The following is an 11,597-nucleotide window of genomic DNA, read 5'->3' as shown; positions in this document are numbered from 1 at the left end:
GGTCAGCCTGCAGCGGGGTTGAAGAAAAATGGCGCTTTGAGCGCCTTCGGCGGCGAGCCCCCTCCCAACCGCCTCCCCAAGTCTCTATATTGAGTCATGGAAAAGCGAATCTACCCCCAAGCCATCGAATCAGTCGTCATGCCCGAGCCTTTTGGCCGGCAAAGCTTCGACAATGCCGAAAAGGCCGTTACCGCGCTGAAGGTGCTTTACAACCGCAACACCAAGTTCCTTCGCGATTCCTTCGCAGCCCTTGCCGCCGGCGGCGACAGCAGCAAGCGCTGCCGGGCCTTCTACCCCGAGATCGGCGTCACCACGAGTTCGTTCACCCAGGTCGACTCGCGCCAGGCCTATGGCCACATGCCGACGCCCGGCCATTTCGCCACCACGGTGACCCAGCCGGACCTGTTCGAGACCTACCTCATCGAGCAGCTTCGGCTGATCATGCGCAATCACGGCGTGTCGGTGACCGTCTCGGAATCGACCACGCCGATTCCCCTGCATTTCGCTTTCCTGGAAGGCACCTATGTCGACGGCGCCGCTGCCGAGCGCATCAAGCGGCCGATCCGCGACCTGTTCGACGTGCCGGATCTGGACGGCACCGACGATCAGATCGCCAACGGCACGTTCGAGGTCGCCTTCGGCGAGCCCCGGCCGCTGGCGCCGTTCACGGCGCAGCGCATCGACTATTCACTGCACCGCATGACGCACTACACCGCAACCAGCCCGCAGCATTTCCAGAACTTCGTGCTGTTCACCAACTATCAGTTCTACATCGACGAGTTCGTCGCCCGCGCCCGCGACCTGATGGAAAAGGGGGGCCACGGCTACACAGAATTTGTCGAACCCGGCAACGTCATCACCCGGGCCGGGCAGAGTGCGCCCAGCGAAGGCGTAGCACCACAGCGCCTGCCGCAGATGCCGGCCTACCATCTGAAGAAGCCCAACCATGGCGGCATCACCATGGTCAATATCGGCGTGGGTCCTTCCAACGCCAAGACCATCACCGACCATATCGCGGTGCTTCGGCCACATGCCTGGGTGATGCTTGGTCACTGCGCCGGGCTGCGCAACACTCAGGCACTGGGTGATTATGTGCTGGCGCATGCCTATGTGCGCGAGGATCACGTGCTGGACGACGATCTGCCGGTCTGGGTGCCGATCCCGCCATTGGCCGAGATCCAGGTTGCGCTGCAGGAAGCAGTCGCCGAGGTCACCGGCCTGTCTGGCTATGACCTGAAGCGCATCATGCGCACGGGCACCGTCGCCACCATCGACAACCGCAACTGGGAACTGCGCGACCAGCGCGGACCGGTGCAGCGCCTGTCACAGTCGCGCGCGATCGCGCTCGATATGGAATCGGCCACGATCGCCGCCAATGGTTTCCGCTTCCGGGTGCCCTATGGCACGCTGCTGTGCGTTTCCGACAAGCCGCTGCATGGCGAGTTGAAATTGCCTGGGATGGCGACCGAGTTCTACAAACGCCAGGTGGCGCAGCACCTGACCATCGGCATCAGGGCGATGGAGAAGCTGGCCGAGATGCCGATGGAGCGGCTGCATTCGCGCAAGCTCAGGAGCTTTTCGGAGACAGCGTTCCAGTAGGCGGTCGCGCGAAGCCTCGGCGAGGCAATTGGTCGTCTTGCTCAGGCCGTAATTTGGCGGACAAGCAAAATCGAACGGATCGGCAGGCGGCATTCGGCAGACACGACCTCAATGGCAACAGGCGCGCGCTTGAACATGACGGCTGGGCTGGTATTCCTGGCGATAACGGTATTGTCGGCCGCTTTGTTGGCCGGGTTTTTCGGCGCGCTGCACCCCGCTTTCGATTCCTTCTCGCATTTCCGCATTCACTTCAGTGTGCTGATGGCGCTTGTGGCGCTGCCGCTGCTTGCGAGTTCCTACCGGCTGCAGGCGGCCGCGGCACTGCTCTTCGCCATCGCCTGCCTGGCCACGACGGCAAACGCACTGCCCAGGTTGTGGCCGCAGCCAGCAGTTGCCAAGCCCGCCGACCAGATCGTCTACAGCCTGCTGCAGATGAACCTGCGCTTCAACAACCCGACGCCGAAGAAAGTGCTCTCACTGATCGGCCGCACCAATCCTGATGTGATCACCCTCGACGAAGTGTCGGCGATGTGGACGACCGAGCTTGGCTACATCGCCAGCGCCTACCCGTACCGTATCCTCTGCCCCTACCCGAACGGCATGTTCGGCGTGGCGCTGCTGTCGCGCCGGCCGTTTGCCGCCGACACCGCGCCGCGTTGCGAGCCGCGCGGCGCGATGGCGACCGCCACCATCGACTTTGGCGGGAGCGATGTCGATGTCGCCGCGATCCATTTGAGCTGGCCCTGGCCGAAGGAGCAATACTGGCAGATCGGCGAACTGGCGCAGCCACTGGCCGCGCTCGGCAAGACCGCGATCCTGGCCGGCGACTGCAACGCCGTGCCCTGGAGTGCGGCGGTGCGGCGGGTCGCGGCGCTCGGCGGGCTGACACTGATGCCTTCAGCCGGCCCGACCTGGATCCACCGGACACTGCCCGACTTCCTGCGCCGCTATGCGGGCCTGCCGATCGACCAGGTGTTCAGCAAGGGCGGGCTGAAGATCCTGTCATCGACGCGGCTGGAGGATACCGGCTCCGACCATCTGCCGGTGCTGGTCGAATTTACGGTTCGATCGGATCAGAAGCAGCCCGGGGATGGGCACGCCACGGCGCTCGCGGCGAGCGGCTTGTCAGCCAAGCCGCAGGGCTGACTTACACGCGCCGCGCAGCGCAGAAGCGTCGAGATGGCGAATGGATTGCGCGTTCAAGGTTTCCCGATCAAGGCAGCGATCAGATGTTCGACATGGCCGCCATCGCTATGCTCGCGCCGGTCGAAAGCGTTTTGCCTGGCCTCATATTCCGCATAGACGGTCTTGATGCGAAGCCGAGCCTCGCGGCGCGTCTTGTCGCATGATGGGTCGTTGGCAACCCGCAGGCCGGCTATCGACCGTTCCGTAGCGCGCATCATCTTCCTGGCGATGCGCCCATGCGTTTCCTCATGGGCGCGAACACCGGCGAAAAATCTGTTCCACCGCCTTTTCAGCGCCGGCGTCATGGGCGAACCAACGCGAGGGAAGGTGTAGAACAGATTGAGCGTGCCGTTGACCCGCCGCAGCCGGCAGAAGCCGTTGTCCTGCCCCCCGCCGAGATCCCAGTCGACGGTATAGGCAGTTGTGGCGATGGCATGCGTCATGAAGCCATGCTTGGGACCCTTGCTGTCCATCGCCTCGATGAAGGCCGTACCCGAGCTTCCCTTGATGTCGTAGGTCCGAGTCTGGACGATTGCCCTGGTGCCAGCCCAGGCCTCCGGCGCACACAGTGTTCCGATGACGATGAGGCATGTCAGAACTGTCCGGCGCATCGGCCTTCTCCTTGTCCCTGGAGAAGGGAACCACAAGCCGGTGATCGTTTCAACGGTTCTGCTGTGCTGCATGCCCGCGCAGCCAGCGCTCCGCGGCGTTTTTTCTGCCGCCGCGCCCTGGACAGCCCGGCGGCGCAGGGGTCACATGCCCTGGTAGACCGGTCCTTCACCGCCTTGCGGCGGCACCCAGTTGATGTTCTGGTTCGGGTCCTTGATGTCGCAGGTCTTGCAGTGGACGCAGTTCTGCGCGTTGATGACGAAGCGCACGTCCTTGGCCTGCGGATCGGCGGCGGCATTGCCATCCGTGTCCACCCACTCATAGACGCCCGCTGGGCAATAACGCGTGGAAGGCCCGGCGAAGACATCGTGCTCCGACCGCTGCTGCAGCGCCATGTCGCCGACGATGAGATGGACCGGCTCGTTTTCCTCGTGATTGGTGTTGGACAGAAACACCGAGGAGAGACGGTCGAAGGTGAGCACGCCATCCGGCTTCGGATAGGCGATCTTCTTGTGCTGGGCGGCAGGCTCGAGCGTCGCATAGTCGGCCTTGCCATGCTTCAGCGTGCCGAAGGGCGAGACGCCGAACAGCGTGTTCAGCCACATGTCGAGGCCGCCGAGGCCGACGCCGATGATGGTGCCTAAACGCGACCAGAGCGGCTTGACGTTGCGCACCTTCTTCAGGTCCTTGCCGATGTCGGTCGCCCGCCAGGCTTCCTCGTAGGCGGAAAGCTCGTCATTGGCACGGCCGGCGCCGATCGCCTTGGCGACATGATCGGCCGCCAGCATCCCAGACAGCACCGCATTGTGGGAGCCCTTGATGCGCGGCACGTTGACGAAGCCGGCCGCGCATCCCATCAGCGCACCGCCCGGGAACGACAATTTCGGCACCGACTGCCAGCCGCCCTCGGTTATGGCGCGCGCGCCGTAGCCCAGGCGCTTGGCGCCCTCGAACGTGCCTGCGATCGCCGGATGGGTCTTGAAGCGCTGGAATTCCTCGAAGGGCGACAGATAGGGGTTCTTGTAGTTGAGGTGGAGGACGAAGCCGACAGCCACCTGGTTGTCCTCCAGATGATACAGGAACGAACCGCCGCCGGTCTTCATGTCGAGCGGCCAGCCGAAGGAATGCTGAACCAGACCCGGCCGATGGTTCTCCGGCTTGACCTGCCAGAGTTCCTTGAGGCCGATGCCGTATTTGCCCGGTTCGCGGCCATCGGAGAGGTTATATTTGGCGATCAGCTGCTTGGCGAGCGAACCGCGCGCGCCCTCGCCGATCAGTACATATTTGCCCATCAGCGCCATGCCCGGCGCGAAGCCCGGACCGTGCGTGCCGTCCTTCTCGACGCCCATGTCGCCGGTAACGACGCCAGTGACGGCGCCTTCTTCATTGTAGAGCAGGCCGGCAGCGGCAAAGCCTGGATAGATCTCGACGCCAAGCGCCTCGGCCTTGCCAGCCAGCCAGCGGCAGACGTTACCCAGCGAGACGATGTAGTTGCCGTGGTTGTTCATCAGCGGCGGCATCAGGATGTTGGGCAGGCGGAACGAACCGGCGGGGCCGAGCACCAGGAAATGGTCCGCCGTGACCGGCGTCTTGAAGGGATGACCATCCTCCTCGCGCCAGCCGGGCAGAAGCCGGTCGATGCCGATCGGATCGACGACGGCGCCCGACAGGATATGGGCGCCGACCTCGCCGCCTTTTTCCAGCACGACGACGGAAAGCTCGGGATTGACCTGCTTGAGGCGGATGGCCGCGGCAAGGCCGGCCGGTCCGGCACCGACGATGACCACGTCGAATTCCATGCTTTCGCGTTCGATATCGCTCATCAACCCCTCCGCACTCGCTTGCCGCCGTTGGCGTATCTTGCTGGCTCCTGCGCTGCATAGCGCATCAATTGGCGACAGGAAACCGGCGCATACGTGACAATGCGGATTTGGCCAAAAAGTCGCGCATTCCGCGGCAGCCAAGCCGTTTCCGCGCGGCGCGGCCCCTCAAGCTTGCGTTTTCTATTGTTCGACGGCTTGCTTATCGGCCATACTTCCCGCCATGCGCATTCCCGGGCCAGGCGGCTTCTCTTCGACGCGCTTTCCATCAACGCCCTGCCGGGCCTGCCGGGCGGTTATTTTGGCCCTTCTGGCGTTGGCGCCGGGCCATGCCGTCGGAGATGAAGTGAAGGTCTGGGCTACAGGCGCGTACTCATTCTCCGACGAGCTTGGCGGTTTCCGCATCACCGGAGCCTCCGGCATCGGAACCAAGGACGACCCGCTTGTCATCACCGAAGAGCTGAATTCGGCGACACCCGTGACGCTGACCATCCGCACTACAAAGCCGATCCAGACATTCGGCAAGGCTGGAGAGTTTGCCAACGGCATCATGTATATGCGCCTTGAGGTGCTCAACAACAGCGGCCAGGCCTGGATCGAGTTCCAGTTCGAGCTGCAGGAAATACTGGATCAGCCAAGCGTGTTCGGGGACGGGCTTTCGTTCGACCAGCGCAACAAGACGCCGGACAATATCTGGTCGAGCAATTTCGCCGATTTCGACCGCGACTTCGAACCCTATGACCGGCTGCTGTTCAAAAACGGCAAGGTGGACCCGTTGAAGACGGCCAGCTTCGAGTTCCTGATGACCGACTACACGCCGCGATGGACCTTCTATCTCGTGCAGGATCCGCGCATACCCACCGGCTAGACCGTCGCGAACCGCCTTCGCCGAGGTTGCAAATTGACGCCGCCCGGACGATGGTGCGGCCATGACTGCCGCATCTCCCAACAATCCGGTCGATTTCGCCGATCTGCTCGCCTTCTATGCCAGCGTGGGTGTGGACGAGGCTCTGGAGGATGCGCCGGTAAACCGGTTCTCGGAGGCCGCGCCGAAGCCGGCGGAGCGCATGCCGACCACGACGCCACGCGAAAGCAGCGCACCGGAGCCGCCCGTGGCTCCGCCGCGCCTCGATGGGCGCGCCGTGCCGGATGCTCCGGCCCCGCGCCCGCCGACCTCGGCCGTGCCGGACGAGGCGCAGGCGGCGCTGGCGCGCCAACTGGCGACCGCGGCAGTGTCCCTGGACGAACTGCGCCAGCACATGGCCGCTTTCGAGGGCTGCAATCTCAAGGCGACCGCCAAGAACCTCGTATTCGCCGACGGCAACCCGCAAGCCGCTGTCATGCTGGTCGGTGAAGCCCCCGGCCGTGACGAGGACATTGAAGGCCTGCCCTTCGTCGGCCGCTCGGGCCGCCTGCTCGACCGCATGCTGGCCGCGATCGGCCTTGACCGCAACTCGGCCTACATCGCCAATGTCATTCCCTGGCGGCCACCCGGCAACCGCACGCCGACGCCGCACGAGACGGAAATCTGCCGGCCGTTCATCGAGCGTCAGATCGAACTGGTCAATCCCAAGGTGCTGATCAATCTCGGCGGTCCATCGGCCAAGACCTTGCTCAACACCTCGGAAGGTATCCTGCGGCTGCGCGGCAACTGGCGCGTCCACACCACGGCGTCCGGCATTGCCATTCCGGCCATGCCGACATTGCATCCGGCCTATCTCTTGCGGACGCCCGCGCACAAGAAGCTGGCGTGGCGGGACTTTCTCGAGGTGAAGGCGAAGCTGCGGGCGCTCGGCTAGCGATGACCTCGCAGGTAATTGAAATGCCTTCAGCGTCCGCCTAGTCATGCGGCCATGACAAGCTCGCAGACCTCCGCCGGCAGTCTCATCCGCGAATGGCGCACGCGCCGCCGCATGAGCCAGCTCGACCTCGCCGTGGAGGCCGAAATTTCGCAGCGGCATCTCTCCTTCGTCGAAAGCGGACGCGCCGCACCCTCGCGCGACATGGTGCTGCATCTGGCCGAGCAACTGGCGATCCCGCTGCGGCAACGCAACCAGTTGCTGCTGGCCGCGGGCTTTGCGCCCAGCTTCGGCGAACGGCCGCTCACCGATACGACGCTGGCGCCGGCGATGGCGGCGGTCGAGACCGTACTCAAGGGGCATGAGCCATTTCCGGCGTTGGCGGTGGACCGGCACTGGAACCTGGTTTCGGCGAATGCCGCGATCGCCCCTTTCCTTGCCGATGTCGGCGAGGCTTCGCTGCTGACACCACCGGTCAACGTGCTTCGCCTCAGCCTGCACCCCGGCGGCATCGCGCCACGCATCGTCAACCTGCAGGAATGGCGCACGCACCTGATCGAGCGTCTCAAGCACCAGAACGATGCCACCGGCGATCCGGTGCTGGTCGAACTGGAGCGCGAACTGCGCGGCTATCCTTCAGGCCTCAAGGGCAGTCGGCAGGCGCCGGTCGAGCCGAATGCGATCGTCCATCCGCTGAGGCTTGCCCATGGCGATCAGGTGCTGTCGTTCATCAGCACCATCACGGTCTTCGGCACACCGCTGGATGTGACCTTGTCGGAACTGGCGATCGAATCCTTTTTCCCGGCCGATGAGCAGACACGGGCGGCGCTGGTACGCCTGGCAAAGGAGCGGTCGGAACGGTCCTGATCACCCCTGCGGTAGGGCCGCCTTGCGGGTGCGGGTGCGTTCCAGACCCAATTGCCGTTCGCGCCAGATGATGAAGATGCCGGCGGCCACCACGATCGCACCACCGACCAGCGTGCCGGACGAGGTCACGTCACCGAAAACGAGATAGCCAACCACGATCCCAAGGATCATCGAGGTGTATTCGAAAGGCGCCACGACCGAGGCTTCGGCATGGCGATAGGCCGCGGTCATCAAGATCTGGCCGAGGCCGCCACAACAGCCGGCCATGATGAGCAGCGCGGCTTGCGTTGGCGTCAGCGATTGCCAGCCGAAGGGCAGCGTCAGCAGCGAGAGCACGCTCGCCGTCGACGAGAACCACAGCACGATGGTGGCCGTCTTCTCCGTCTGCACGAGATTGCGCACGAGCAGCATGGCGACAGCCGAGATTGCCGCGGCCATCAGCGCGGCCATGACGCCCAGGACCTCCTGGTCGTCGAGCCCTTCATCCGAATTGAGCAACGTCAGCTCCGGCCAGGAAATGATGAGCACGCCAATGAGGCCGATGGCGACGGCGCTCCAGCGATAGACGCGGATCGTCTCGCCAAGGAAGACCGAGGAGAACACCACGACCAGCAGCGGTTGTGCATAGTTCAGGGTGATCGCCTCAGGCAACGGCAGCCTGGTAAGCGCGAAAAAGCCGAGCCCCATGGCACCGACGCCGACGACGCCACGCGCGATGTGGTTGAAGGGACGCTTCGTGGCGAAAGCGGTGGCCAGATGTCCTTTCAATGCCAGGAAGGCGATGATCGGGAAGATGGCGAAGAAGGAACGGAAGAAGACGATCTGCCCCGCTGGCACGTCGCCTGCCGCCTTGATACAGGTTTGCATGCCGACAAAGACCGTCACCGAGACGATCTTCAGCACGATGCCTCTCAGCGTGCCGTGGCCACCCGTCGTCTCTGGTTGCGGCCTCGCTTCTGATGTCACTTTGGCAATGCGTCTCTGCCCGCCGTCGAGGGCGCGTTGCGGGTCTCGAAATGGCAGAACGGGACATTGTCGGCGCACCGAACGAAAGCGCCCATCCCGAATTTCGGTGTGACGGCGGTCATGACTGCCTCGCGACGACGAAAGGAAGGCCTGAATTAGGCTCTGGCGCAGTTTTGTCGAGGGTATGTTTCGTGTAAAGAGCGCGGACTTTGAATTTTTTGGACCAGTCAAACCATGTCCGGTCCCGGAAAAGACAGGAAAAGCCAGGGAATGCGCACTGACACCGGCCAGGTCTTCAAACTCGAGGACTATCGCCCCAGCGACTACCTCATTCCGGAAACCAACCTTGACTTCCGTCTTTCGCCGCAGGCCACGGTCGTCACCGCGATACTGACCGTCGAGCGCCGCGAGGGCATATCGGAATCGGCTCCGCTGGTGCTCGACGGCGATGGATTGACGCTGAAGCGCGTCGAGATCGACGGCAAGACGGTGAAAGCGGCGGATCTGCTGGCGAGCCCCGACCAGCTGACGCTGCTCAAGCCGCCGGCCGCACGTCGTTTCCAGCTGCTGATCGAAACCGAACTGGCGCCTGCCGGCAATGAGGCTCTTATGGGCCTTTACCGTTCGAACAACGTTTACTGCACGCAGTGCGAGGCGGAGGGTTTTCGCCGCATCACCTACTTCCTCGACCGCCCCGATATCCTGTCCGTCTACACGGTGCGGATCGAGGCGCGGCGCGACGAGGCGCCGCTGCTCCTGTCCAACGGCAATCCGGTCGAGAGCGGCGATCTCGCCGATGGCCGGCACTATGCCAGCTGGCACGACCCCTTCCCCAAGCCGTCCTACCTGTTCGCGCTGGTGGCCGGCAATCTCGGCCAGGTCGCCGACAGTTTCGTGACCTTGTCCGGCCGCAAGGTCGAGCTCGGCATTTATGTCGAGCCCGGCAAGGAGGCGCTCGCCGGCTACGCGATGGACGCGCTGAAGCGGTCGATGCAATGGGACGAGGAGGCGTTTGGCCGCGAGTACGACCTCGACGTCTTCAACATCGTCGCCGTGTCGGACTTCAACATGGGCGCGATGGAGAACAAGGGCCTCAACATCTTCAACGACAAATACGTCCTGGCCGACCAGGAGACGGCGACGGACGCCGATTTCGCCAATATCGAGGCGATCATCGCGCATGAGTACTTCCACAATTGGACAGGCAACAGAATCACTTGCCGCGACTGGTTCCAGCTTTGCCTGAAGGAAGGGCTGACGGTCTTCCGCGATCATGAGTTCTCCGCCGACCAGCGCTCGCGCGCGGTCAAGCGCATCGCCGAAGTGCGCACGCTGCGCGCCCACCAGTTTCCCGAGGACCAGGGACCGCTGGCGCATCCGGTGCGGCCGCGCCGCTACCGCGAGATCAACAATTTCTATACGGCGACGGTCTACGAAAAGGGGTCCGAAGTGGTGCGCATGATCCGCACCATTCTCGGGGCCGAGGCCTTTCGCGCGGGAATGGACCTCTATTTCGAACGCCACGACGGTGAAGCCGCGACCATCGAGGACTTCATCAAGGTGTTCGAGGAGGCGTCCGGCCGCGATCTTTCACAATTCGCGCTCTGGTATCACCAGGCGGGCACGCCCAACCTGACCGTGAGTTCGACGCACAATCCTGCCGCGCGGGAATTCACGCTCGAGATCGAGCAGTCGGTGCCGCCGACACCGTCGGAAAGCCGCAAGCGGCTGATGCATATACCACTCGCCTTTGGGCTGATCGGCGCCGGCGGCAAACCTGTCTGTTATAGCGGCGTCGAGGGCGCTAGCGTCGAGGACGGTGTCATCCATGTCCGCAAGCGCCGTCACACGGTGCGCTTTTCCGGCGTTGCCGAACGACCGGCGGTGTCACTCAACCGCGGCTTTTCGGCACCAGTGACGCTGTCGGTCGAGCAGAAGGCGGCTGACCAGTTCTTCCTCGCTCGCCATGACAACGACGCCTTCTCGCGCTGGCAGGCCTTCAACACCCTGCTCACCGATGCACTGATCGCGGCCTTCCGCCAGACCCTCGGCGGCAAACAGCCGGACTTCGCCTCACAGCTGACCGAGCTTGCCGGCAACATCGCCAGCGACGAGACGCTGGAGCCAGCCTATCGGGCCCTTGCCCTGGCGCTGCCCGGCGACGCCGACATCGCGCGTGACATCGGCAAGAACATCGATCCGGACGCCATCCATTCAGCTCGCCAGGCGCTAGCGCTGGCGATCGCCACGGCTAACGGCGAGATATTTTCCGGCCTCTATGACAGCCTTGCCGACAAGACCGCTTTCAGCCCCGACGCGGCGAGCGCGGGACGACGCGCCTTGCGCAACATTCTGCTGGATTATCTCTCGCTGCTGCCCGGTGGATCGGCATTGGCGGCCGGGCATTTCCAGTCCGCGACCAACATGACCGACCGCGCGGCCGCATTGGCAGTGCTCGCGCATCGTCACCACGGATCGCCGGAGGCGAAAATAGCGCTGGCGGCTTTCGAAAAGACATATGCGTCCGACCCGCTGGTCATGGACAAATGGTTCCAGATCCAGGCCGGCGTGCCGGCGCCGCAGGCTGTCGACACGGTCCGCTCCCTGACCGCTCATCCGGGCTTCTCGATGGGCAATCCGAACCGGGTGCGCTCGCTGATCGGCACATTCTCCAGCGCCAACCAGACCGGCTTTCACCGCGCCGACGGGGAAGGCTAGCGTGTCTTCACGCAGACGGTGCTCGAGGTCGAAA

Annotated in this window: 8 protein-coding genes and 1 pseudogene; 6 read left to right on the top strand and 3 right to left on the bottom strand. The window is 63.9% G+C overall.

Annotation, left to right across the window (positions count from 1 at the left end):
• Nucleotides 1–138 precede the first annotated feature (138 nt).
• Both EOA36_RS14045 and EOA36_RS14040 read left to right on the top strand, forming a co-directional pair.
• The gene (locus EOA36_RS14045; RefSeq protein ID WP_245464351.1) at nucleotides 139–1,599 is read left to right on the top strand and encodes an AMP nucleosidase; all 1,461 of its coding nucleotides are present in this window, start codon (nucleotides 139–141) and stop codon (nucleotides 1,597–1,599) included.
• Nucleotides 1,600–1,734: 135 nt separating this feature from the next.
• A complete protein-coding gene (locus EOA36_RS14040; RefSeq protein WP_189553212.1) occupies nucleotides 1,735–2,745 on the top strand; it encodes an endonuclease/exonuclease/phosphatase family protein in 1,011 nt (336 codons plus the stop codon).
• 53 nt (nucleotides 2,746–2,798) lie between these two features.
• Here EOA36_RS14040 and EOA36_RS14035 read toward each other — a convergent pair whose 3' ends face one another.
• Both EOA36_RS14035 and EOA36_RS14030 read right to left on the bottom strand, forming a co-directional pair.
• The gene (locus EOA36_RS14035) at nucleotides 2,799–3,395 is read right to left on the bottom strand and encodes a DUF922 domain-containing protein (RefSeq protein WP_127278150.1); all 597 of its coding nucleotides are present in this window, start codon (nucleotides 3,393–3,395) and stop codon (nucleotides 2,799–2,801) included.
• A gap of 141 nt (nucleotides 3,396–3,536) precedes the next feature.
• Nucleotides 3,537–5,216 (bottom strand): electron transfer flavoprotein-ubiquinone oxidoreductase, encoded by a 1,680-nt coding sequence (locus EOA36_RS14030; protein ID WP_127278149.1) that lies wholly within the window; start codon nucleotides 5,214–5,216, stop codon nucleotides 3,537–3,539.
• 220 nt (nucleotides 5,217–5,436) lie between these two features.
• Between EOA36_RS14030 and EOA36_RS14025 the strand changes: the two genes are divergently transcribed.
• The 3 genes from EOA36_RS14025 to EOA36_RS14015 all read left to right on the top strand — a co-directional run bounded on the left by EOA36_RS14025 (nucleotide 5,437) and on the right by EOA36_RS14015 (nucleotide 7,879).
• Entirely contained in the window at nucleotides 5,437–6,081 is a 645-nt protein-coding gene (locus EOA36_RS14025; RefSeq protein ID WP_127278148.1) for a hypothetical protein, read from the top strand.
• A 61-nt stretch (nucleotides 6,082–6,142) separates the two neighbouring features.
• Nucleotides 6,143–7,012, top strand: a complete 870-nt coding sequence (locus EOA36_RS14020) for a uracil-DNA glycosylase (RefSeq protein WP_127278147.1) — start codon at nucleotides 6,143–6,145, stop codon at nucleotides 7,010–7,012.
• A 54-nt stretch (nucleotides 7,013–7,066) separates the two neighbouring features.
• Entirely contained in the window at nucleotides 7,067–7,879 is an 813-nt protein-coding gene (locus EOA36_RS14015) for a helix-turn-helix transcriptional regulator (RefSeq protein WP_127278146.1), read from the top strand.
• Here EOA36_RS14015 and EOA36_RS14010 read toward each other — a convergent pair whose 3' ends face one another.
• The gene (locus EOA36_RS14010) at nucleotides 7,880–8,845 is read right to left on the bottom strand and encodes a DMT family transporter (RefSeq protein ID WP_127278145.1); all 966 of its coding nucleotides are present in this window, start codon (nucleotides 8,843–8,845) and stop codon (nucleotides 7,880–7,882) included.
• 270 nt (nucleotides 8,846–9,115) lie between these two features.
• On the opposite strand from EOA36_RS14010, the pseudogene pepN reads away from it, so the two are divergent.
• Nucleotides 9,116–11,560: pseudogene (pepN, locus tag EOA36_RS14005) on the top strand (aminopeptidase N); the annotation flags it as partial.
• Between the last annotated feature and the right edge of the window lie 37 nt (nucleotides 11,561–11,597).

Source organism: Mesorhizobium sp. M8A.F.Ca.ET.021.01.1.1, assembly GCF_003998025.1.
Classification (GTDB): Bacteria; Pseudomonadota; Alphaproteobacteria; order Rhizobiales; family Rhizobiaceae; genus Mesorhizobium.
This window is presented reverse-complemented; position numbering and strand designations above follow the sequence as displayed.

What these genes read in the sequence shown, in the direction of transcription:
- EOA36_RS14045 (WP_245464351.1), top strand. Translation starts at nt 139, where the DNA reads ATGCCCGAGCCTTTTGGCCGGCAAAGCTTCGACAATGCCGAAAAGGCC.
- EOA36_RS14040 (WP_189553212.1), top strand. Translation starts at nt 1,735, where the DNA reads ATGACGGCTGGGCTGGTATTCCTGGCGATAACGGTATTGTCGGCCGCT.
- EOA36_RS14035 (WP_127278150.1), bottom strand. Translation starts at nt 3,395, where the DNA reads ATGCGCCGGACAGTTCTGACATGCCTCATCGTCATCGGAACACTGTGT.
- EOA36_RS14030 (WP_127278149.1), bottom strand. Translation starts at nt 5,216, where the DNA reads ATGAGCGATATCGAACGCGAAAGCATGGAATTCGACGTGGTCATCGTC.
- EOA36_RS14025 (WP_127278148.1), top strand. Translation starts at nt 5,437, where the DNA reads ATGCGCATTCCCGGGCCAGGCGGCTTCTCTTCGACGCGCTTTCCATCA.
- EOA36_RS14020 (WP_127278147.1), top strand. Translation starts at nt 6,143, where the DNA reads ATGACTGCCGCATCTCCCAACAATCCGGTCGATTTCGCCGATCTGCTC.
- EOA36_RS14015 (WP_127278146.1), top strand. Translation starts at nt 7,067, where the DNA reads ATGACAAGCTCGCAGACCTCCGCCGGCAGTCTCATCCGCGAATGGCGC.